20 protein-coding genes are annotated in these 21,179 nt (G+C 61.0%); 6 read left to right on the top strand and 14 right to left on the bottom strand.

From position 1 onward, the window contains the following. Positions 1-24 precede the first annotated feature (24 nt). Together purU and fdhA are read left to right on the top strand one after the other, a co-directional pair. The gene (gene purU / locus ACEN8E_RS27305) at positions 25-882 is read left to right on the top strand and encodes a formyltetrahydrofolate deformylase (protein WP_495590547.1); all 858 of its coding nucleotides are present in this window, start codon (positions 25-27) and stop codon (positions 880-882) included. Positions 883-1,084: 202 nt separating this feature from the next. Beyond that, on the top strand, positions 1,085-2,284 hold the full coding sequence (gene fdhA, locus ACEN8E_RS27300) for a formaldehyde dehydrogenase, glutathione-independent (RefSeq protein ID WP_429366789.1): 1,200 nt from the start codon (positions 1,085-1,087) through the stop codon (positions 2,282-2,284). Positions 2,285-2,357: 73 nt separating this feature from the next. Here the strand turns inward: fdhA and ACEN8E_RS27295 are convergent, their stop codons facing one another. Genes ACEN8E_RS27295 through ACEN8E_RS27285 form a run of 3 tightly spaced genes read right to left on the bottom strand, consistent with a single transcriptional unit; the run spans position 2,358 to position 4,303 of the window. Further along, positions 2,358-3,032 carry an anti-sigma factor gene (locus tag ACEN8E_RS27295; RefSeq protein WP_495590546.1) on the bottom strand — a complete coding sequence of 225 codons (675 nt, stop codon included), beginning with the start codon at positions 3,030-3,032 and terminating at the stop codon, positions 2,358-2,360. Further along, positions 3,029-3,655, bottom strand: a complete 627-nt coding sequence (locus ACEN8E_RS27290) for a sigma-70 family RNA polymerase sigma factor (protein WP_495590545.1) — start codon at positions 3,653-3,655, stop codon at positions 3,029-3,031. The genes ACEN8E_RS27295 and ACEN8E_RS27290 overlap by 4 nt, the downstream gene beginning before the upstream one ends. Positions 3,656-3,709: 54 nt before the next feature. Beyond that, entirely contained in the window at positions 3,710-4,303 is a 594-nt protein-coding gene (locus ACEN8E_RS27285) for a fasciclin domain-containing protein (RefSeq protein WP_081015145.1), read from the bottom strand. A gap of 308 nt (positions 4,304-4,611) precedes the next feature. Between ACEN8E_RS27285 and ACEN8E_RS27280 the strand changes: the two genes are divergently transcribed. Continuing rightward, positions 4,612-5,196, top strand: a complete 585-nt coding sequence (locus ACEN8E_RS27280) for a DUF2780 domain-containing protein (protein WP_495590544.1) — start codon at positions 4,612-4,614, stop codon at positions 5,194-5,196. Between the two features lies 1 nt (position 5,197). On the opposite strand, the gene yihG is transcribed toward ACEN8E_RS27280, so the two are convergent. Then, positions 5,198-6,085 carry a 1-acylglycerol-3-phosphate O-acyltransferase, YihG family gene (yihG, locus tag ACEN8E_RS27275; protein WP_495590543.1) on the bottom strand — a complete coding sequence of 296 codons (888 nt, stop codon included), beginning with the start codon at positions 6,083-6,085 and terminating at the stop codon, positions 5,198-5,200. Positions 6,086-6,249: 164 nt separating this feature from the next. Here yihG and rloA2 point away from each other — a divergent pair, with 164 nt between their 5' ends. Continuing rightward, positions 6,250-6,750 (top strand): retropepsin-like aspartic peptidase RloA2, encoded by a 501-nt coding sequence (gene rloA2 / locus ACEN8E_RS27270; protein WP_495590542.1) that lies wholly within the window; start codon positions 6,250-6,252, stop codon positions 6,748-6,750. Positions 6,751-6,762: 12 nt separating this feature from the next. Here rloA2 and ACEN8E_RS27265 read toward each other — a convergent pair whose 3' ends face one another. The 8 genes from ACEN8E_RS27265 to ACEN8E_RS27230 all read right to left on the bottom strand — a co-directional run bounded on the left by ACEN8E_RS27265 (position 6,763) and on the right by ACEN8E_RS27230 (position 15,919). Then, positions 6,763-7,392 carry a glutathione S-transferase gene (locus ACEN8E_RS27265; RefSeq protein ID WP_495590541.1) on the bottom strand — a complete coding sequence of 210 codons (630 nt, stop codon included), beginning with the start codon at positions 7,390-7,392 and terminating at the stop codon, positions 6,763-6,765. A 144-nt stretch (positions 7,393-7,536) separates the two neighbouring features. Next, positions 7,537-7,725 (bottom strand): hypothetical protein, encoded by a 189-nt coding sequence (locus tag ACEN8E_RS27260; protein ID WP_495590540.1) that lies wholly within the window; start codon positions 7,723-7,725, stop codon positions 7,537-7,539. Then, positions 7,722-8,852 carry a PepSY-associated TM helix domain-containing protein gene (locus ACEN8E_RS27255; RefSeq protein ID WP_495590539.1) on the bottom strand — a complete coding sequence of 377 codons (1,131 nt, stop codon included), beginning with the start codon at positions 8,850-8,852 and terminating at the stop codon, positions 7,722-7,724. The genes ACEN8E_RS27260 and ACEN8E_RS27255 overlap by 4 nt, the downstream gene beginning before the upstream one ends. Positions 8,853-8,924: 72 nt before the next feature. Beyond that, positions 8,925-11,369 carry a TonB-dependent siderophore receptor gene (locus ACEN8E_RS27250; protein ID WP_495590538.1) on the bottom strand — a complete coding sequence of 815 codons (2,445 nt, stop codon included), beginning with the start codon at positions 11,367-11,369 and terminating at the stop codon, positions 8,925-8,927. Positions 11,370-11,544: 175 nt separating this feature from the next. Continuing rightward, positions 11,545-12,519: a FecR domain-containing protein gene (locus tag ACEN8E_RS27245; protein ID WP_495590537.1), complete on the bottom strand. Its 975-nt coding sequence runs from the start codon at positions 12,517-12,519 to the stop codon at positions 11,545-11,547. Further along, complete coding sequence (locus ACEN8E_RS27240) at positions 12,516-13,034, bottom strand: RNA polymerase sigma factor (protein ID WP_495590536.1); 519 nt, start codon at positions 13,032-13,034, stop codon at positions 12,516-12,518. The genes ACEN8E_RS27245 and ACEN8E_RS27240 overlap by 4 nt, the downstream gene beginning before the upstream one ends. A 240-nt stretch (positions 13,035-13,274) precedes the next feature. Beyond that, on the bottom strand, positions 13,275-13,982 hold the full coding sequence (locus ACEN8E_RS27235; RefSeq protein WP_495590535.1) for a 3'-5' exonuclease: 708 nt from the start codon (positions 13,980-13,982) through the stop codon (positions 13,275-13,277). Then, positions 13,979-15,919 (bottom strand): putative nucleotidyltransferase substrate binding domain-containing protein, encoded by a 1,941-nt coding sequence (locus ACEN8E_RS27230; RefSeq protein ID WP_495590534.1) that lies wholly within the window; start codon positions 15,917-15,919, stop codon positions 13,979-13,981. Before ACEN8E_RS27230 ends, ACEN8E_RS27235 begins: the two co-directional genes overlap by 4 nt. A 254-nt stretch (positions 15,920-16,173) precedes the next feature. Between ACEN8E_RS27230 and ACEN8E_RS27225 the strand changes: the two genes are divergently transcribed. Beyond that, positions 16,174-16,635 (top strand): response regulator, encoded by a 462-nt coding sequence (locus tag ACEN8E_RS27225; RefSeq protein ID WP_495590533.1) that lies wholly within the window; start codon positions 16,174-16,176, stop codon positions 16,633-16,635. A gap of 184 nt (positions 16,636-16,819) precedes the next feature. Here the strand turns inward: ACEN8E_RS27225 and ACEN8E_RS27220 are convergent, their stop codons facing one another. Further along, positions 16,820-18,997: a malate synthase G gene (locus ACEN8E_RS27220; protein WP_495590532.1), complete on the bottom strand. Its 2,178-nt coding sequence runs from the start codon at positions 18,995-18,997 to the stop codon at positions 16,820-16,822. Positions 18,998-19,543: 546 nt separating this feature from the next. On the opposite strand from ACEN8E_RS27220, the gene ACEN8E_RS27215 reads away from it, so the two are divergent. Next, on the top strand, positions 19,544-20,062 hold the full coding sequence (locus ACEN8E_RS27215; RefSeq protein ID WP_429366772.1) for a glycine cleavage system transcriptional repressor: 519 nt from the start codon (positions 19,544-19,546) through the stop codon (positions 20,060-20,062). 215 nt (positions 20,063-20,277) lie between these two features. On the opposite strand, the gene rarD is transcribed toward ACEN8E_RS27215, so the two are convergent. After that, positions 20,278-21,165 (bottom strand): EamA family transporter RarD, encoded by an 888-nt coding sequence (gene rarD / locus ACEN8E_RS27210; protein ID WP_495590531.1) that lies wholly within the window; start codon positions 21,163-21,165, stop codon positions 20,278-20,280. Between the last annotated feature and the right edge of the window lie 14 nt (positions 21,166-21,179).

The following is a 21,179-nucleotide window of genomic DNA, read 5'->3' as shown; positions in this document are numbered from 1 at the left end:
AGATCTCACAGGAGTCACCGCACCATGAGCCGCGCCCCAGACACATGGATTCTGACCGCCGACTGTCCAAGCCTGCTCGGCACGGTGGATGTGGTGACCCGCTTTCTGTTCGAGCAGGGCTGCTACGTTACCGAGCACCACTCCTTCGACGACCGCCTCTCGGTGCGTTTCTTCATTCGTGTGGAATTCCGCCAGCCCGATGGCTTCGACGAGCAGTCGTTCCGCGCGGGGCTGGCCGAGCGTGGTGATGCCTTTGGCATGAACTTCGAACTGGTCGCGCCGAACTATCGGCCGAAAGTGGTGATCATGGTTTCCAAGGCCGATCACTGCCTCAACGATTTGCTTTACCGCCAGCGCATCGGCCAGTTGTCGATGGACGTGGCCGCCGTGGTCTCCAACCACCCGGACCTCAAGCCGCTGGCCGACTGGCACCAGATTCCGTACTACCACTTCCCGCTGGATCCGAACGACAAGCCGGCGCAGGAACGTCAGGTATGGCAGGTCATTGAAGAGTCCGGTGCCGAACTGGTGATCCTTGCGCGCTACATGCAAGTGCTGTCGCCGGAGTTGTGCCGCAAGCTCGATGGCAAGGCGATCAACATCCACCACTCCCTGCTGCCCGGTTTCAAGGGTGCCAAGCCCTATCACCAGGCCTACAACAAGGGCGTGAAGCTGGTGGGCGCGACGGCGCACTACATCAACAACGATCTTGACGAAGGGCCGATCATCGCCCAGGGCGTCGAGGCGGTGGACCACAGCCATTACCCGGAAGACCTGATCGCCAAGGGGCGGGATATCGAAGGGCTGACTTTGGCGCGGGCGGTTGGTTATCACATTGAGAGAAGGGTTTTCTTGAACGCGAACAGAACTGTCGTTCTTTAGATCGCTTTCGCGAGCGGGCTCGCTCCCACAGGGTTTTGTGTCGTTCACATACCTTGTGTTCACTCCCGATCCACTGTGGGAGCGAGCCTGCTCGCGAAGAGGCCCCAACAAGCAACACAAGAAACAGCATCTGTACCCGAGCATTTAACGCGCTGCCTGCCTGGGCAACGCGGTTCCATAAAAACAACAGCGAGGTGAAAGCATGTCTGGCAATCGTGGTGTGGTGTATCTCGGCGCTGGCAAGGTCGAAGTACAGAAAATCGACTATCCGAAAATGCAGGACCCGCGCGGCAGGAAAATTAACCACGCCGTCATCCTGCGTGTGGTTTCCACCAATATCTGTGGTTCCGACCAGCACATGGTGCGTGGCCGTACCACCGCACAAACCGGTCTGGTCCTGGGTCACGAGATTACCGGTGAAGTGATCGAAAAGGGCAGCGACGTCGAGAACCTGCAGATCGGCGACCTGGTGTCCGTACCGTTCAACGTGGCTTGCGGGCGCTGCCGTTCCTGTAAAGAAATGCACACCGGCGTTTGCCTGAGCGTTAACCCGGCGCGTCCGGGCGGTGCTTATGGTTATGTCGACATGGGCGACTGGACCGGTGGCCAGGCCGAATACGCCATGGTGCCGTACGCCGACTTCAACCTGCTGAAACTGCCTGATCGCGATCGCGCCATGGCAAAAATCCGCGACCTGACCTGCCTCTCCGACATCCTGCCAACCGGCTACCACGGTGCCGTGACTGCAGGCGTTGGCCCGGGCAGCACCGTATACATCGCCGGCGCCGGTCCGGTGGGCCTGGCGGCTGCCGCTTCCGCTCGCCTGCTGGGTGCAGCGGTGGTGATCGTCGGTGACGTCAACACCGTCCGCCTGGCTCACGCCAAGGCCCAGGGCTTCGAAATCGCCGACCTGTCCCTGGACACGCCGCTGCACGAGCAAATCGCCGCACTGCTGGGCGAACCGGAAGTGGATTGCGCCATCGACGCCGTTGGCTTCGAAGCACGCGGTCACGGCCACGATGGTGTGAAACACGAAGCGCCGGCCACCGTGCTCAACTCGCTGATGGGCGTGGTGCGCGTAGCCGGCAAAATCGGTATCCCTGGCCTCTACGTTACCGAAGACCCGGGTGCTGTCGACGCTGCCGCGAAAATGGGCAGCCTGAGCATCCGCTTCGGCCTCGGCTGGGCAAAATCCCACAGCTTCCACACCGGCCAGACCCCGGTGATGAAGTACAACCGCGCGCTCATGCAAGCGATCATGTGGGACCGCATCAACATCGCCGAAGTGGTGGGCGTTCAGGTGATCAGCCTGGATCAGGCTCCACAGGGTTATGGCGAGTTCGATGCCGGCGTACCGAAGAAGTTTGTGATTGATCCGCACAAGATGTTCAGCGCGGCTTGAGTCTTCACGCAAAATGAAACGGCGACCTTCGGGTCGCCGTTTTCTTTAATTGCGATCTTTTGCTCTTCTGCTTTCACAGTGCCGCCAACGCCCCTTGGTACAGTACCGGCCCCGTCGGCTGCCCGGTCGGCGATCCACCCTTCGGTTCAAGGCTTACCGCCAGCGCAATCGGTTTGCCGATCAACGTTTTCTGCGCCTCGCTCAATTCGACCTTGCCTTTGCCTCCGGCCGGAATCACGCCGAGGGAGATCGGCTTGCCGTCCGCCGGAATCGCCCACAACTCCAGGCTTTGCCCGGGTTCGACAGCCGCCAGCGTCAGCGGCTCGACTTGCAGGTAATTCTCGTGGGCCTGCACGCGCAGTGCCGGTTTCGCGTCGGCGTTGACCAGCGTGGCACTGTAGCGGGCGTCGTCGGAGATGTAGTGAACCCCGAGAATCACTGCAAGCAGCAGTGAGCCAACCGCCGCCGTCACTCGCAGCCAGTTCCAGAACGGACGCTTCTGCGGCACGTGCAGCACTTGCGGTTCGATCCGTTCGGTAATGCCCTGCCAGACGCGATCCGGCACCGGCTGCTCCGGCAGGGTTTCGGTCAGGCTGACCAGGCTTTCCTGCCACTGCGCCAGTTCCGCGCGCAAAGTCGCATCTTCCAGCAACAGCTGTTCGAAGCGTCGGCGCGCGGTGGCGGGCATCAGGCCAATGGCATAGTCGGCGGCGAGGGCGCGGCGCAGGGTCGGGGTTTTATAGTTCATGATTCAAGGCACCTGCGCAGGCGCTCCATGCCGCGGCGAATCCAGGACTTCACCGAGCCCAGCGGCGCGGCCAGGTGTTCGGCCAACTCGGAACACGACAGTCCCTGGAAATAAGCGACGGTAATCGACTGGCGCTGCATGCCTTCGAGGCTGTCCAGGCAGCGGCTCAGGGCGCTGGCTTCACGGGCACTGTCCAGTTGCTCTTGGGCCGATGGACTTTCATCCACAAGCATCTGTTCTTCGAGATCGCTCAAGGGCCGATCACGGTGTTTGCGCAACTGGTCGATGGCTTGATTTCGGGTGATGTTGATCATCCAGGTCAACGGCGCCGACAGATGCGCGTCGTAGCGCGAGGCGTTGTTCCAGATGCGTACGAAGCTCTCTTGCAGGACCTCTTCGGCCAGGTCCGGACGGCCCATGAAGCGCAGCGCTACCCCATGCAGACGCGGGCCGACACTGCGGTACAGCGTCTCGAACGCGCGGCGATCACCCAATGAACACTGGGCCAGCAGTTGCCTGAGCTGATCGGTGTCGGTGATGGGAATGGCGGTTCTCCAGGAAAGCAGGGCAGGGGGCCGGTTGCAGGCAGAGGTTAGTTCACGGCGTGCAGTTGTTCCATTCACGGCGAACACCTCGGGAGGACCGCCGCCCCCGATGCGCGGGGGCGGCGGTACGGTTCAGCTTTTTGGCATCAACACTTTGTCGATGACTTGAATCACGCCGTTGGACTGGTACACGTCATAGGTGGTGATGTCGGCGACGGCGCCCTTTTCATCCTTGATGGTGATGTTGTGCGGGCCGTTCATCATTGCCCACAACTTGCCGCCGGCAACGGTGGTGAGCTCGGTTTTGCCGCCGCCGGCCTTGATCTTCTCGGCCAGGGTGGCCATGTCGAGTTTGCCGGCGACCACGTGGTAGGTGAGGATTTTGCTCAGGGTGGCCTTGTTTTCAGGTTTGAGCAGCGTATCGACAGTGCCGGCAGGCAGGGCGGTAAAGGCTGAATTGACTGGGGCGAACACGGTGAACGGGCCTTTACCCTTGAGGGTGTCAACCAGGCCGGCGGCTTTTACCGCGGCGACCAGGGTGGTGTGATCGGCGGAGTTCACCGCGTTATCGACGATGTCCTTGCTCGGCAGCATGGCCTGGCCGCCGACGGTCACGCTGTCATGGCTCATGGTTGCCGCTTGCACGGTATTCAGGGCGAAAGCACCGCCAAGGGCCAGGGTCAGCAGGCTGGCAATCAACGGTGTTTTGATCGAAGTGCGTTTCATGGTGATGATCCTTTGGTGGGGAATCGGCCAGGAATGTCTGTCCGTGCTTGATATACGGGCGAGGGGCGGGACTGGATGCAGCACCGGGAAAATATTTGGATGAACCTGATCCCTGTAGGAGCGAGCTTGCTCGCGATGGGCTCAAAGGCAACGCGTTTGTCCAGACAGCCCGCGTCATCGTTGACGTCCATCGCGAGCGAGCTCGCTCCTACAGGGGATGGGTGGACGGGAACAATGTCGGGGGATATCAGTCCAACGCACAGTTTTTCGCCGTCCATTGCCGGGCGGCGTTCATAGAGGATGTCTGAATGAAGATTTCACGCGGTTTTGTCCTGGCATCGCTCTTGACCCTGGCAGTCAGCCCGGCCTTTGCCCAGTTCAACCTGAGCGATGCGGCCAATGCCATTTCCGGCATGCAGGGCGGCAATACGGCGACCGATACCGCGCCGACCCCGGAAACGGCGGACCTGCTGGGCACGCTCACTGAATTGAACATCACCCCACAGCAAGCCATTGGCGGCGCCGGGGCGATGCTGGGGCTGGCGAAGAACCAGTTGAGTTCGACCGACTACTCGGAACTGGCCAAAAGCGTGCCGGGTATCGACATGTTGTCCGGCGGTGGCGAGCTGGGGGCGCTTGCCGGATTGCTCGGCTCCACCGGCAAGGCCGCAGGCCTGGATAACGCCTTGGGCAACGTCAAGAACACCAATGACCTGAACAATGCTTTCAGCGCCTTGGGCATGGACAGCGGCATGATCGGGCTGTTTACCCCGGTGCTCCTGCAATACCTCGGTCAGCAGGGCGTTGGCGGTTCGCTGCTGAGCAATCTGGGTAGCATCTGGGGCACGGGCACGGGCACGGGCACGGGCATGGGCATCGGCACTGGTAGCTGATTCAGCGGCGCCCGGCGCGCAAGGCGTCGATGCGCCGGTCTTTCTCGATCCAGAGCTGGTTGACCCAGTTCTGGGTTTTTTCGCGAAACAGCGGATCGTTTTCGTAATCGCCCTGCCACAGCGCGGGGTCGAGTTCGCGGGTCTGGATATCGATGATGACCCTTGGCACATTGCCGCTGATCAAGTCCCAGAACCCCGGAATGTTCTGCTGCGGGTAAACCACCGTCACATCGAGGATCGCGTCCAGCTGTTCGCCCATCGCCGCCAGCACAAAGGCCACCCCGCCAGCCTTGGGCTTGAGCAGGTGATCGAACGGTGACTGTTGCCGGGCACGTTTGGCCGCCGTGAAGCGCGTGCCTTCCAGATAATTGACCACCGTCACCGGTTGGCGCTTGAACAACTCGCACGCCTGTTTGGTGATCTCCAGATCCTTGCCCGCCAGTTCCGGGTGCCTGGCCAGGAACGCCTTGCTGTAGCGCTTCATGAACGGGTAATCCAGCGCCCACCACGCCAGGCCCAGGAAGGGCACCCAGATCAGTTCTTTCTTGAGGAAGAACTTGAAGAACGGTGTACGCCGGTTCAGCGTCTGGATCAGCGCCGGAATGTCGACCCAGGATTGATGGTTGCTGATCACCAGGTATGAGGTGTCACGACGCAGATCGTCACCGCCGCGGATGTCCCATTGGGTGGGGATGCACAGGCGGAAGATCAGCTTGTCGATCTCGGACCAGGTCTCGGCAATCCACATCACCGACCATGAGGCGTAATCGCGAAAACGACCGGACAGGACCAGTTTGAGCAGGGCAAACACCATCAACGGCCCGATCAGGAGCAGGGTGTTGAGCAGAAGCAGCAGGGTCACGAAACAGCCGGTGAGCAGGCGGCGCATAAGTCACTCGTGGAAGCGGTTGGGCGCGCCATGATAAGCAGCTTCGGGCAGCAGGCCAAATCGGCGGTGACGAATGTTTCACCTTTGGGCCGGTAACCTTACGGGAACGATCAAGCGAACGACGGTCTAAATTCCCGCTGTTCACTCTCATGGAAGCTCATCACGTGAAATCCCTCCTTGCAGTGCTCTCCCTCATCGCCCTGCCGGTCTTGGCCGCCGAACCCACCCTCTATGGGCGTTACGAATACATCGCCCTGCCGGAAATCGGCGGACAGGTCCTAAAGGCGAAAATGGACACCGGCGCCCTGACCGCGTCGCTGTCGGCCAAGGACATCGAAACCTTCAAGCGTGATGGCGAAGACTGGGTGCGTTTCCGCCTCGGCACCAAGGATGCGGGCAATCAGGTCTACGAACACAAGATCGCGCGCATCAGCAAGATCAAGACCCGTTCCGAAGAGGAGGATGACGAAACGGCAGCCCCCACCAAGCGGCCGGTGGTTGATCTGGAATTGTGCCTGGGCAACGTCAAGCGCACGGTCGAGGTCAACCTCACCGACCGCAGCAGCTTCAACTATCCGTTGCTGATTGGTGCCAAGGCCTTGCGTGAGTTTGGGGCGGCGGTGAACCCGGCTCGGCGGTTTACGGCCGACAAGCCGGATTGCTGATCTTTTGAAGGCTTAAACCTTCGGCATCGTCGCAATCATCGAAGGCCGCTGACTCACCTCGAAATACCACGCCGCCAGCTGTGGATTGGAATCACGCCAATCCAGATCCGGATGGCGCAGGTCCAGGTAACCCAGTGCACAGGCCACGCTGATCGCCGCCACATCGAAATGGCAGGTCAGCTCGGCAATCGCATCCTTTTCCAGTAGCGCCAAGGCACGGCGGATCTTGTCGCGCTGACCGTCGAGCCATTCGTCCCAGTGTTTCTCCGGGGCGCGCAGGGCGACTTCGTAGCGCACCAGCACGGCTGCGTCCATGATCCCGTCGGCCAGCGAAGCGAGGGTCAGGCGCCGCCAGCGGGCCGAGCCTTCGCGGGGGATCAGCGGATTGCCGACGTGCTGCTGATCGAGGTAGTCGAAGATGACCCGGCTGTCATGGATGACATTGCCATCGGCCAGGCGCAGCGCCGGGATTTTACTCAGGGGGTTGTCTTCGATCAGGGCCGGGTCCGGGTTGACCGGGGTGAGCACGCAGTTTTGCAGCGCCACGCGGTTCTGTTGACCGGTTTCGTGCAGCAGCACCATGACTTTGCGAACGAAGGGAGAGAGCGGGTTGTGGTACAGGGTCATGCTCGGGGCGGACATGGCAGCGTCTCGGTCGGTGGCAGTGTCGGGCAGCATAGCGCTTGGACTCTGTAGGAGCGAGCCTGCTCGCGATGGTCGCCAACGATGACGCTGGCGCCCTGACACCCCGAGGCGTTCTCAGGTGCATCGCGAGCAGGCTCGCTCCTACAGGAATCGGCTGCGTTGCAGGAGGCCCCGCAGGGCAACAGCGGCGGGGATGCCCAAGCCAAGCCAGCTCAGCGAATCCCACACGCCATCCCCGAGCAACGCGGCAAACAACCCTGCCGCGCTGAACAGGGCGATGACGATCGGGGTGCTGAACACTTTCCAGAAATTCGACTGTCGGGGCTTCATGCCACGCTCTCCGCTTTTTCCAGCTCTGGCCTGGCAGCCTTGCGCCGCACCACCCACAGGTACACCCCGCTGCCGAGCACGATGATGGTCAGCACATCCAGGGTCGCCCAGAGGAGTTTCATCGGCATGCCACCGTAGTCACCGAAGTGCAGCGGCTGCGACATGCCCATGGCGTCCATGTACCACGGTCGTTCGGCCACGGCGGTGACTTGCAGGGTGCTGGCGTCGATCAGCACGGGTGTCAGCAGGTGTGAAGTCAGGTGCGTGCTGCCTTTCATGAACACCGCGTAATGGTGTTCGCTGGAAAACCGCGTGCCGGGAAAGGCGATGAAGTCCGGCTGCATGCCCGGCGCAACCTCCTCGGCGATGTCGAGCAGGCGGGTGGCCGGTGCCAATTGCGTCAGGGGCGGTGCGTCGCGGTACGGCGCGACCATCGCGCTCAGGCTGTCGTTGCGCCAGGCGGCAATGATCAGGTCGGCGCAGGCACTGATCACACCCGTCACGCCGACCACCAGGGCCCAGGTCAACGTCACTACGCCGATCAGGTTATGCAGGTCGAGCCAGCGCAGGCGCGTGGATTTGTCCTGGCGCACAGTGGCGAACTTCAGGCGGCGCATGAACGGCAAGTACAGCACCGTACCGGAAACGATCGCCACAACGAATAGAATCCCCATGAACGCCAGCAGCAACTTGCCCGGCAAGCCGGCGAACATGTCCACGTGCAGACGCAGCACGGTCAGCATGAAGCCACCGTTGGCCGATGGCGTTTCCAGCGCTTCGCCGGTACGGGCATCGAGCATGAAGGTGTGGGACGAGTTCGGCTCGGTGCCGGCGGTCGCGGCCATGATGGTCAGTACCGCGTTGGGCTCATCGTCCTCGAAGCCGAAGTACTGCATGACTTCACCGGGGCGATGCCGCTCGGCCGCCTCTGCCAGTTGCTGCAAATTCAGGCGTGGGGTGTCCGCCGGCATTGCCTTCACTTCGGGTGCATTACCCAGCAGGTGGTCGATCTCGTGGTGAAAGATCAACGGCAGGCCGGTCAGTGCCAGCAGCAACAGGAACACCGTACAAACCAGGCTGGTCCAGGTATGGACAGCGGACCAGCGGCGAATTGTTTTACTTTTCATGTCATGGCCTTCAGAAAAACCAAAGCCGTCCACGAAGGACGGCCTGGTCGTTGGGCGTGTCAGCTCAAGGCGTTACCACTTGTACGTGGCACTCGCGACGACACTGCGCTGGTCGCCGTAGTAGCAGTAGAAGCTGTCGCAAGTGGAGATGTAGTCCTTGTCGAACAGGTTGGTCGCGTTAACGGCCAGCGAAGCGCCTTTGAGGCTGTTGTCCAGACGACCGAGGTCGTAGTGAACCACCGCGTCGAACACCGTGTAGGCGCCGGCCTTGCCCAGCCAGGTATTGGCCTGGTCGCCGTAGGTGTTGCCGGTGTAGCGTGCGCCGGCGCCGATGCCGAAGCCGTCCAGCACGCCGTTGTACCAGGTGTAGTCACCCCACACCGACGCTTGCTGGTTAGGCATCAGTTGCAGGCGATTGCCCTTGTAGATGCCGTCTTGCACTTCGGATTTGGCCAGGGTGTAGGCAGCGGTGACCTTGAGGTTTTCGGTCACGTCGGAGACGGCTTCCAGCTCCAGTCCTTTGACTTTCACTTCGCCGGTCTGGCTGGTGACCGTGATGTTGCCCACGTTGTTGGTGACGGAAACGTTTTTCTGGGTCAGGTCATACACCGCCGCCGTCAGCAGGGTGTTGCTGCCCGGTGGCTGGTATTTGATGCCCAGTTCCCACTGTTTGCCTTCGGTCGGCTTGAACGAGTCGGTCGGCGAGGCGGCGGCATTGCTGGTCGGCTGGAACGATTCGGCGTAGGACAGGTAAGGCACGAAGCCCGAGTCGAACACGTAGCTGATCGCCGCGTTGCCGCTGAAGTTCTTGTCGCGCTCGGTGTTGGTGGCATCGCCCTTGTTGAAGAACGTGGTACCGGTGTGGACCCAGTCTTCACGACCACCGAGGGTCAGGCGCCATTGGTCGAGGGCCATCTGGTCCTGGATGTACAGGCCAGTCTGCTGGGTTTTCTGTTCGTAGTCATAGAAGGCCGTGGAGCGTGCCGGACGCTCGATCGGCAAGCCATAGATCGGATTGTTGACGTTGATGCCCGGCGCGGTACCGAAGATCGACAGGTAGTTGGTGGTATTGCGCTGGTGGTCCAGGCCAATCAGCAAGGTGTGGCTGACGTCGCCGGTGACGAAGTCGCCCTGGAAGTTGTTGTCCACGGCGAACTGGGCGATGTCTTCGTCGACGTTGGTGGTGCCACGGCCGGTGTTGCCTTGATCGTCGACGACAAACCCGAGGTCGGCAAAGTCAGGGTTGTAGCTGTTGACGGTCACGGCCTGGAACGACAGCTCCGACTTGGTGTAGCGCAGGTTCTGCCGGAACTGCCAGACATCGTTCAGGCGATGTTCGAAGGCGTAACCCAGCGCGTAGTAGGTGCGGTCGTAGAAGTCGTAGTTCGGATCACCCAGGTTCTTGTGATGGGAAATCTCGCCGAACGGCATGTCGATCTTGGTGCCCTGGATCGGATAGAACTGACTGGTGATACCGGTATCGTCGCGGGTGAACTGGGTGAGCAGGGTGAATCGGGTGTCGTCGTCGATGTTCCAGGTCAGGCTTGGCGCAATGTTGTAGCGCTTGTCATCGATGTGGTCGATTGGCGTGCCACCGTCGCGCAGTACGCCGCTGAGGCTGTACAGGAACTGGCCTTCGTCGTCGATCTTGCCGGTGCTGGCGAAGTTGATCTGGCGATGGTTGTCGCTGCCGTACTGCAACTGGATCTCGCTGCTGGCTTCAGCGCTTGGGCGACGGCTGACCATGTCCAGCAGGCCGCCCGGCGGGGTCTGGCCGTATACGGACGAGGCCGGGCCGCGCAGCAGCGCCAGGCGGTCGAGGTTCCAGGTTTCCTGTTTCGGGTTGGCGTACACACCTTTTGGCAGCGGCAGGCCGTCGAGGAATTGAGTCGGTTCGAAACCACGCACGCGCAACCAGTCGGAACGGGTGTCGCTGCCGAAGCTGCTGGCGGTGATGCCTGGCAAGTAGCGCACGGCATCATCGAGGGTGTGCACGTTGCGGTCGTCCATCTGTTGGCGAGTGACGACCGAAATCGAGCGCGGTGCTTCGACCAGCGCGGTGTCGGTCTTGGTACCGGCGGCGGTGCGCTTGGCCGTATAGCCCTGCGCCGAACCCCAGGCGCTTTCAGAGTCTTCCACGCCAATCACGCTGGTGGCCGGCAAGTCCATTACACCCTCGGGCACGGCCACCAGGCTGTAGGTGCCCGCACTGCTTTGTTCCAGTTGCAGGCCGGTACCACGCAAGGCTTCACGCAGCGCACCGGCTGCGTCGAACTGGCCATTGACGGGTGCCGAGGTCTTGCCCGCCGCCAGCGACGGATTCAGCGACAAGGCCAAACCGGCCTGGCTGGCGATCTGGTTCAGGGTGTTGGCCAACGGAGCGGCCGGCAGGTTGTAGGCGCGAACGCTGGAAGCCTGTTCTGCGGCGAACAGTGGGCTGCTGGCCAAAGGGGTGCAAAAGGCAATGGCGAGCGCCAGCAAACCGGGGCGCAACAAGGTGTCTAGCGAACGGGGCATACAGCGGCTCCTGAATGGAAATATTTCTCAATTGCCTGTGTGCCGAACGAGAATTGAAAAGTGATAGGGCTGGATGAAAATAATTTCGATTCAGAAGTCGGTTGCGGCTGGGATTGGGTCAAACCGGTTTTTGTGGGGAGTCGATCGCCGCCATCGCGAGCAGACATAAAGATTTTCAGGGCTTGGTATCGGCCTTGGCCACGACCTTCACCCACCATTGCGTGTGCTGTTCGATCTGCACCGGCAGGGTCGGCAGCAGAGCATTGAGCGCCAGATCGGTGTCGCGTAGCGGGAAGCTGCCGGTGATGCGCAGGTCGGCCACTTCCGGTGCGACGCCGACGTAACCGGTTCGATAGCGGCCGATTTCATGTACCAGATCTTCCAGCCGCGTGTTGTCTACCACCAGCATGCCGCGGGTCCAGGCATCTGCACCGAAATTGATCGCCATGACCGGGCCCAGGCTGTTGTTGCGGATCAGCACCTGCTGGCCTTCGTGCAGGATCTGTTCGTTCGGGTAGGACTCAGGGTGAACCGCCACCGCCGACTGCAACACGCTCAGGCGCGTGCCTTCTTCTTCGCGCTTGACCAGAAACCGGGTACCCAGCGCGCGCATGCTGCCTTCGCGGGTTTCGACGATGAACGGCCGAGGATCGCCATGACCGGTTTCCACCAGGATTTCGCCTTCCTGAAGCACGATGCGTCGCTGCTTTTCATCGAAGCGCACATCCAGGGCACTGTGGGTATTGAGATTGATCAGCGTGCCATCAGCCAGGCGCAGAGTGCGCTGCTCGCCAATGGCGGTGCTCTGGTCGGCCAGCCAATAGTCGATCGGCAGATAACGCTCCCCGGCGAACAGCGCCAGGCCGATCACCGCAACGATGCTGGCTACACCGCTGCCGAGCTTGCGTACACGTCGACGAATGCCTTCACGCGACTGCAGCAGGGCCGTGCGGGCCGGGCCGCTGGCCACGCTGAAACGCTGGTCGAGCATGCCCAGCTGGCGCCAGGCGCGGGCGTGTTCTTCGTGGGCCGCATGCCACTTGGCGAACTCTTCGCGCTCCACCGGATTGGCGGAATCCATGGACAATTGCCAGGCAATCGCCGCGTCCAGCACCTTGGCCGATACCGGTTTGGAACTGAGAGGATTCATGTCGGCTCACCATATAGCGCGATGTAGCACTGGCGAATGCCCTGGGCCAGATACTGGCGCACCCGCGGTACCGACACACCGAGGCGCTCGGCGATTTGCGCGTGGCCGAGGCCGTCGAGACGGTTGTAGAGAAACGCCGCCCGGGCCTTGCTGGAAAGCGTGCCGAGCAAACGGTCGATGTTTTTCAGGTCTTCGAGGATCATCTGCTGTTCTTCCGCCGACGGCTGCTCGGCTTCGGGAACCCGCATCAACTCGGTGAGGTACGCCTGCTCCAGCGCGGCGCGGCGGAAATAATCGAACAGCAGGCCCTTGGCGATCGCCACCAGGAATGCCCGTGGCTCGCGCGGGATCTTCAGTTCCTCGCGACCCAGCAAGCGCACGAACGTGTCCTGGCTCAGGTCTTCGGCGCGCTGCGGACAGGCGACGTTGCGTCGAAGCCAGGCCAATAGCCAACCGCGATGGTCACGATACAACGCACCGACGAGCTCACTCTGAGGGCTTGGGACTGACGACACGCCGCATCACCGATTGGGAAGTATTAACTAACGAGAATAGTTCGCGATTGTGGCAGAGGCGGGGGAGGTAAGCAATTGGCGTTGGTCGGGTGGGAGTTTGGCGACGGCCCCTGTAGGAGCGAGCTTGCTCGCGATGATCCCAAGAACGCCGCGGGGTGCCAGGCTTCCCTCGTTATCGTTGACGTCCATCGTCGGAACGCCGCCCGGAGCAAGCTCGCTCCTACAGGGGGGCGCTGAAGGTCAGAAGGAAGGCGCCTGCTGCCGGCGCTTCCACTGACTCAAGCGCTGTTGCAAATTCAACGGGCTATGAATCTGTTGCTGCCGCGCGCGGCTGAACAGGATCAGCATCAGTTCGGCGGTGGCCAGGGCATCGGCGCTGGCGTGGTGTCGCTCGAAGACTTCGAGCTTGAACCAGTCGATCCAATCGTCCAGCCCCGCCTCGCGAATGTGCGCCTGGGGGCACAGCAGCGGGGCAATGTCCGCCACGTCCAGAAACGGATGCTGCAACTTCAAACCCAGATGATCTTTCAGCGCGCGGCCGAGCATGTGCTGGTCAAACGGCGCGTGGAAGGCCAGCACCGGACTGTCACCGAGGTACTCCATCAGGTCGAGCAGCGCTTCTGCCGGATCGCTGCCTGCCGCAATGGCGCTGGGGCCAATACCGTGGATCAGCACGCTGGGACCGAGTTTTACCTCCGGGTATTGCAGGGTGCGTTCGAACTGCTGGCGAAAGTCGATGGCCCCGTCTTCGATCACCACGGCGCCGATGGACAACACGCGGTCCTTGTTCAGGTTCAACCCGGTGGTTTCCAGATCGAGCACCACCCAGCGCTGCTCGCGCAGGCTGCACTGCGCCAGGTCGGCAGCAGTTGGCAAGCGTTCCAGCCGATGTTGCAGATGGACAGGCAAGGAGAGGGGCGTCGGGCGCAACCAGGAAAACAGGCTCATAACTGATACCGCAAGGTCAGGCTGCTTTGCAGGCGTTGTGCCTGGCGCAGGGACTCGCGCAGGATGCGCCGGTCCAGATGGTTGAGGCTGTCAGGATCGACCCGGTTCGAGTAAGGAAGATTTTCCCGGGTCTGTAGTTGATGTTGCTGCATGCGGGTTTGCTGGATGAAGTGATAGGCCTCTTCGTACGCGGCGCCGTCCAGAGGGTCGATGACCTCCCTGGCGACCAGCTGGCGAAAACGCTCCAGCGTGTTGTTCGCTTCGATACCGTGAGCCAGGGCCAGCAACCGGGCACCTTCGACAAACGGTGCCAAGCCCTGGATCTTCAGGTCCAGGCCGGCTTTCTCGCCATTTTTGCGCGTCAGCACGAACTCGCGGAAGCGCCCTACGGGTGGGCGATTGCGCAGCGCATTTTCGGCCATCATGCGCTGGAACAAACGGTTGTCGCCCACTTGATCGAGAATGCTCCGACGCAACTGCTCGCACCCTTGCTCGCTGCCCCAGACCACGCGCAAATCGAAATAGATACTCGAGCCCAGCAGGTTCTCCGGGGTTGCCTCGCGGATAAACGCTGCAAAGCGTCGCGCCCATTCGGCCCGGGACAGGCACAGCTCCGGGTTGCCGGCCATGATATTGCCCTTGCACAAGGTGAAGCCGCACAGCGCCAGGCTCTGGTTGATCTGCTGGGCAATGGGCAACAACTTGCCGCGAATTTCGGCGGCATGGGCCGCATCCCGGGCTTCAAACAGAATGCCGTTGTCCTGATCGGTGTGCAGGGTCTGCTCGCGGCGGCCTTCACTGCCGAAACACAGCCAGCTGAACGGCACGCCGGGGTCGCCTTTTTCGGCGAGAGTCAGCTCGATCACCCGGCACACGGTGTGGTCGTTGAGCAAGGTGATGATGTGGGTGATCTGCGTCGAAGACGCGCCGTGAGCCAGCATTCGCTCGACCAGTTGACCGATTTCGCCCCGCAGCGCCACCAGGTTTTCCACCTTCTGCGCATTGCGGATAGTGCGGGCCAGGTGCACCAGATCGACCCGTTGCAGGGAAAACAGATCACGCTCGGACACCACGCCGCACAAACGCTGGTCCTTGACCAGGCAGACATGGGCGATGTGACGCTCGGTCATGGCAATCGCCGCGTCGAAAGCACTGTGATCCGGCGACAGGAAAAACGGCGCCCGGGTCATGTGCCCATCGATGGCTTCGTTGAAGTCACTGCTGCCGTCGGCCACGGTCTGACGCAGGTCGCGCAGGGTGAAAATTCCCAGTGGCGCCTTGAGTTCATCGACCACCACGATGCTGCCGACCTGCTGTTCGTGCATCAGCGTCACGGCTTCGCGCAACGGCGTCTGCGGGGCGCAGGTCACCGGGTGGCGCATGGCCAATTCGCCCAGTCGGGTATTGAGTGAATATTGGGTGCCGAGGGTTTCCACGGCTTTTTGCTGCACTTGCTGGTTGACCTGATCCAGCAGGCTGCTGACGCAGCGCAGGGCGAAGTTGCGGAAGGTATCCGATAGCGAAAACAGGCGAATGAACGCCGGTTTGTTCAGTTGCAGGCAGAAGGTGTCCTCGCCGGCCAGGTGCTCGGTGCGGGTCGCCCGTTCACCGAGTAATGCCGCGAGGGGGAAACATTCGCCGGTGGTGATTTCGAAGACCGTTTCGGTGCCACCTTTTGCCGTATGCGCACGTTCGCCCACGACCCGGCCTTGCTTGACGACATAGAAATGCTCGACCGGGCCGTCGGCGGGTTTGATGATGCTCTCGCCGGGGGCGTAGAAACGCAGCTGACATTGCTCGACCAGATACGCCAGGTGAGCGTGTTCCATCTGGTTGAAGGGCGGGAAACGCTGAAGAAATTGCAACGTGCCCTGGATGTTCTGCAACACCGCGGTTTTCCCTGCCTGTGTGAAGGCGTCCGCTTTACTCATAACCATTACCGCAGTCTTTTTTGGATTTGTTGTTGTCGGATGACTCACTCATGGTCAACCCCTGCGACCAGGGTGCCCATTGGACGTAAGTCTAGGTAGGCAATCAGCGTGGCGGCATGTCGGAAAAACCTTACGCATTAGAGAGAAAAATCGCTCTATCCTGCTATAGGAAAAGCTTTCAGCAAAGTGCACATTGATGGTCTGCTTAGCGATGTCTCACCACTGTGCTAGGGAATTGAATTGAACATGTAGAGAAAGCCATGTCCGACCACGATATTTTGAGCGACGCCGAGCGAGAATTACTCAGCGCCGTCATGCTGGAACCTGACTTGCCGCCGCAACGAGTGCTGATCGTCGACGACGATAAAGACGCCCGGGAGCTGCTGTCAGAGATCCTCGCGCTGGAGGGCATTCGCTGCATGACGGCGGCCAGTGGCGAAGCGGCACTCAATATCCTGGTGGCTGAGGCAGAGATCAAAAAGCCCTCGATCGGTTTAATGATCACCGACCTGCGAATGGGCCATGTAGACGGGCTGGATCTGATCCGCCAGATACGCGAGTCGGTTCGGGCGGCGTTGCCGATCATCATTGTCTCGGGTGACGCCGACGTGAAGGATGCGATCGCCGCGATGCATTTGAGCGTTGTGGACTTTCTGCTCAAGCCGATCGATGCCGGGGAGTTGCTTGAGTTGGTCAAGCGTGAGCTTGGGATGAAGCCTTAGTAGCCCTGCGCATCCCCCCTGTGGGAGCGAGCCTGCTCGCGAAGGCGTAGTGTCATTCGCGATATTCGTTGGCTGACTCACCGTTTTCGCGAGCAGGCTCGCTCCCACAAGGGCATTGCATCCGCAAACAAAAAAGCCCTGATTTTTCGATCAGGGCTTTTTCATGTCCGGCGTAAACGCTCAGTTACAGGCCATTGGCAGCCTTGAACTCGCGACGACGACGGTGCAGGACCGGCTCGGTGTAGCCGTTCGGCTGTTTGGTGCCTTCAACCACCAGTTCGACCGCCGCCTGGAAGGCGATGTTGCCGTCGAAGTTCGGAGCCAGCGGACGGTACAGCGCGTCGCCGGCGTTCTGACGGTCAACCACCGGCGCCATGCGCTTGAGGCTTTCCATGACCTGGTCTTCGGTGACGATGCCATGGCGCAGCCAGTTGGCGATGTGCTGGCTGGAAATACGCAGCGTTGCACGGTCTTCCATCAGGCCGACGTCGTTGATGTCCGGCACCTTCGAACAACCGACGCCCTGGTCGATCCAGCGCACCACGTAACCGAGAATGCCCTGGCTGTTGTTGTCCAGTTCGTTCTTGATCTGTTCGGCGGTCCACTGCGGGTTCACCGCCAGCGGGATGGTCAGGATGTCGTCCACCGAAGCATGCGCACGTTTGGCCAGTTCGGCCTGACGGGCGAACACGTCAACCTTGTGGTAATGCAGCGCGTGCAGCGCAGCAGCGGTCGGCGAGGGTACCCAGGCGGTGTTGGCGCCGGCCAGTGGGTGGGCGATTTTCTGTTCGAGCATCGCCGCCATCAGGTCAGGCATGGCCCACATGCCTTTACCGATCTGCGCGCGACCCTGCAGGCCGGTGCTCAGACCGATATCGACGTTGGAGTTTTCGTAGGCGCCGATCCATTTTTCCGCCTTCATGTCCGCCTTGCGCACCATGGCGCCTGCTTCCATGGAGGTGTGGATTTCATCGCCCGTGCGGTCGAGGAAACCGGTGTTGATGAACACCACGCGCTCGCTCGCCGCCTTGATGCAGGCCTTGAGGTTGATCGTGGTACGACGCTCCTCGTCCATGATCCCGACTTTAAGGGTGTTGCGTGGCAGGCCCAGCACGTCTTCGATGCGACCGAACAGCTCGTTGGTGAACGCGGCTTCTTCGGGGCCGTGCATCTTTGGCTTCACGATATAGACCGAGCCGGTGCGGCTGTTCTTGCGCGAGCTGTTGCCGTTGAGGTTGTGGATCGCCGACAGGCAGGTCACCAGGCCGTCGAGAATGCCTTCCGGCACTTCATTGCCATTTTTGTCGAGGATCGCGTCGATGGTCATCAGGTGACCGACGTTACGCACGAACAGCAACGAACGACCGTGCAGGCTCAGTTCACTGCCATCGACAGCGGTGTAGGTGCGGTCGGCGTTCATGGTGCGGGTAAAGGTCTGACCGCCCTTGGCGACGCTTTCGGACAGATCGCCCTTCATCAGGCCGAGCCAGTTGCGGTAGATCACCACTTTGTCATCAGCGTCGACGGCGGCGACCGAGTCTTCGCAGTCCATGATGGTGGTCAGCGCGGCTTCCATCAGGATGTCTTTGACGCCGGCCGCATCGGTCTGGCCGACCGGGGTGCTGGCGTCGACCTGGATTTCGAAATGCAGGCCATTGTTTTTCAGCAGGATCGCAGTCGGTGCAGCGGCATCGCCCTGGAAGCCGATCAGTTGCGCATCGTTGCGCAGGCCGGTGTTGCTGCCGCCTTTGAGGGCGACCACCAGTTTGCCATCGACGATCTTGTAGCCGGTGGAATCGACGTGGGAGCCGGCTGCCAATGGCGCCGATTCGTCGAGGAAGGCGCGGGCGAAGGCGATGACCTTGTCACCGCGTACCTTGTTGTAGCCTTTGCCTTTTTCCGCGCCGCCAGCTTCGCTGATGGCGTCGGTGCCGTAGAGCGCGTCATACAGCGAACCCCAGCGGGCGTTCGAAGCGTTGAGCGCAAAGCGGGCGTTCATCACCGGCACCACGAGTTGCGGGCCGGCCATGCGGGCGATTTCGTCATCGACGTTTTGCGTCGTCGCCTGGAAATCGGCCGCTTCTGGCAGCAGATAACCGATGTCTTGCAGGAAGGCTTTATAGGCCACGGCGTCGTGCGCCTGACCGGCACGGGATTGGTGCCAGCCATCGATACGAGCCTGGAAATCATCGCGTTTGGCGAGTAGGGCTTTGTTCTTCGGCGCCAGGTCATGGATGACCTTGTCGGCACCGGCCCAGAACTTATCGGCGGTGAGGCCGGTACCGGGAATGGCTTCGTTGTTCACGAAGTCGAACAGGACTTTGGCGACCTGCAGGCCACCGACTTGAACGTGTTCAGTCATTGCTTGCCTCACTCTGCTCAGCTATTTCGCTTTTCAGCTCTTCAATTTAACAATGAAGCCTTTGGCCATTTAAACCACAAACCCCTCTACCAGTACATGCCCGCGACGGGCGGCTGGGTTGGGACCAATCAACGGCTTGGGGCCTTGCTGACAGGGCTTTCAGGGTTGCGAACGTGCCTGCGGCAGACATCGATCCAACGTTATGTAGTGCGCGCTGCGGCATACTACATGATGAATTGCGGTTGTGAAAATTAGACTAATTACGTCGTTCTGCGACCCCATGACGCATTGCGGTCACGTCGGGGATGGTGATGTTCTCAAAAAACCATTGGATTGTTCCAGTTAAATATCAAAAGTTGTACACGATTTGTTGTGTCTGTCGGGGCGGTGGTGCCTGCATTCGCGGGCAAGCCCGCTCCCACAAGGGCTCGCGTAATCATTGTGGGAGCGAGCCTGCTCGCGAAGGCGCCGGACCTGTCAGCGCAGGTTCAACCCTTGCCTATACTTGTTTTTCCAAAACAAAAAACATGACCAGAGGGCTGCGCCATGGACCATCTCGTACTTACAGTTTTTGCTCCGGACAAGCCCGGGCAAGTCGAGCGCATTGCCCAATGCATTGCCGAGCACGGCGGCAACTGGCTGGAAAGCCGCATGTCGCGCATGGCGGGACAATTCGCCGGCATTCTGCGGGTGGGGGTGCCCGCCGAGGCCTACGACGAATTGGTCGCTGCCCTGCAGGGCTTGTCTGCCCAGGGCATTCGCGTGTTGGTCGCCGAAAGCAGCATCGAACAATCCTGCACCTGGAAGCCGATCGCCATGGAACTGGTGGGCAATGATCGTCCGGGGATCGTACGTGACATCACACGCTTGTTGAGCGAGCAGGGGGTGAATCTGGAACGGCTGGTCACCGAAGTGCGCCCGGCACCGATGAGCAGCGAGCCGTTGTTCCATGCCGAAGCGATTCTTGCCGTCCCGCTGACGCTATCGCTGGACGTACTGCAATCGCGCCTGGAAACCCTGGCCGACGATCTGATGGTCGAGTTGGTGCTGCGCAGTGATCCCTGATCAGGTTATCCAAGTTAAACGTGCACCGGCCTGTGGATAACCTGTAGAGACACCCCGCCAGGCCACGCCGACCGGGGTTCTTCAGGACTTGATCAAAAAACCGGCAGTTTCAGCCACTTGCGCACAATCGGCGGGGATCACGCTGTGGATAACCTTGGGAAGGATCAGCGCAGGCCACGGGAGACGTGGCCTGTAGAAGTTTGTATGTTTTTTGATCAGCTGCGGTGGCGCAAACTGAGCCACGCATCAACGCTGTAAACCGCCAGACCGGCCCAGATAAACATGAACGCTACCAGGGTGCTGGACGACAGGTGCTCGCCAAACAGCAGGATCGCTTGCATCAGCACCAGTGTCGGTGCCAGGTACTGAAGAAAGCCCAGTGTCGTGTAGGGCAAATGCCGTGCAGCAGCGTTGAAGCAGACCAGCGGCACCAGCGTGATCGGGCCGGCGGCCACCAGCCACCAGGCTTGGGACGTGGTCCAGAATTCGGCCTGGGCGCTGCTGGCCGTCGGGTTGAACAGCAACCAGCCGAGGGCAATCGGCACCAGCATCCAGGTTTCCACCACCAGTCCCGGCAGTGCCTTGACCGGTGCCTGCTTGCGAATCAGCCCATAGAAACCGAAGGTCAGGGCCAGCACCAGCGACACCCACGGCAGGCTGCCGACTTGCCAGACCTGTTGCGCCACCCCCACAGCCGCCAGACCGACGGCAATCCATTGCATGCGCCGCAGCCGTTCGCCGAGGATCAGCATGCCCAGCAGCACGTTCACCAATGGGTTGATGTAGTAACCGAGGCTGGCTTCCAGCATGCGGCCGTTGTTCACCGACCAGACGTAGGTCAGCCAGTTGGCTGCGATCAGCGCACCGCTCAGGGCCAGGATCGCCAGCCGTCGCGGGTTTTCCCGCAGCTCGCGCCACCAGCCGGGATGCTTCCAGACCACCAGCAGCAAGGCACCGAACAGCGCCGACCACAGCACCCGGTGGATGATGATTTCCACGGCGGGCACGCTGGCGATGGCTTTGAAATAGAGGGGGAAAAGCCCCCAGATGATGTAGGCACTCAGGCCTAGAATGTACCCGCGACGCGGGTTGGCGGCTTGCATGCAGAATCCTTGCT

This window comes from Pseudomonas sp. Pseusp9 (genome assembly GCF_059491265.1).
The sequence above is the reverse complement of the archived record's forward strand: the minus strand, read 5'-3'. Positions and strand labels throughout refer to the sequence as shown.

Bases quoted from the DNA above. Each gene is read 5' to 3' on its own strand.
- ACEN8E_RS27265 (WP_495590541.1), bottom strand. From the start codon at position 7,392: ATGTCCGCCCCGAGCATGACCCTGTACCACAACCCGCTCTCTCCCTTC.
- ACEN8E_RS27260 (WP_495590540.1), bottom strand. From the start codon at position 7,725: ATGAAGCCCCGACAGTCGAATTTCTGGAAAGTGTTCAGCACCCCGATC.
- ACEN8E_RS27255 (WP_495590539.1), bottom strand. From the start codon at position 8,852: ATGAAAAGTAAAACAATTCGCCGCTGGTCCGCTGTCCATACCTGGACC.
- rarD (WP_495590531.1), bottom strand. From the start codon at position 21,165: ATGCAAGCCGCCAACCCGCGTCGCGGGTACATTCTAGGCCTGAGTGCC.
- ACEN8E_RS27245 (WP_495590537.1), bottom strand. From the start codon at position 12,519: ATGAATCCTCTCAGTTCCAAACCGGTATCGGCCAAGGTGCTGGACGCG.
- ACEN8E_RS27295 (WP_495590546.1), bottom strand. From the start codon at position 3,032: ATGAACTATAAAACCCCGACCCTGCGCCGCGCCCTCGCCGCCGACTAT.
- ACEN8E_RS27225 (WP_495590533.1), top strand. From the start codon at position 16,174: ATGTCCGACCACGATATTTTGAGCGACGCCGAGCGAGAATTACTCAGC.
- ACEN8E_RS27250 (WP_495590538.1), bottom strand. From the start codon at position 11,369: ATGCCCCGTTCGCTAGACACCTTGTTGCGCCCCGGTTTGCTGGCGCTC.
- purU (WP_495590547.1), top strand. From the start codon at position 25: ATGAGCCGCGCCCCAGACACATGGATTCTGACCGCCGACTGTCCAAGC.
- ACEN8E_RS27215 (WP_429366772.1), top strand. From the start codon at position 19,544: ATGGACCATCTCGTACTTACAGTTTTTGCTCCGGACAAGCCCGGGCAA.
- fdhA (WP_429366789.1), top strand. From the start codon at position 1,085: ATGTCTGGCAATCGTGGTGTGGTGTATCTCGGCGCTGGCAAGGTCGAA.
- yihG (WP_495590543.1), bottom strand. From the start codon at position 6,085: ATGCGCCGCCTGCTCACCGGCTGTTTCGTGACCCTGCTGCTTCTGCTC.
- ACEN8E_RS27235 (WP_495590535.1), bottom strand. From the start codon at position 13,982: ATGAGCCTGTTTTCCTGGTTGCGCCCGACGCCCCTCTCCTTGCCTGTC.
- ACEN8E_RS27220 (WP_495590532.1), bottom strand. From the start codon at position 18,997: ATGACTGAACACGTTCAAGTCGGTGGCCTGCAGGTCGCCAAAGTCCTG.
- ACEN8E_RS27285 (WP_081015145.1), bottom strand. From the start codon at position 4,303: ATGAAACGCACTTCGATCAAAACACCGTTGATTGCCAGCCTGCTGACC.
- ACEN8E_RS27280 (WP_495590544.1), top strand. From the start codon at position 4,612: ATGAAGATTTCACGCGGTTTTGTCCTGGCATCGCTCTTGACCCTGGCA.
- ACEN8E_RS27230 (WP_495590534.1), bottom strand. From the start codon at position 15,919: ATGGTTATGAGTAAAGCGGACGCCTTCACACAGGCAGGGAAAACCGCG.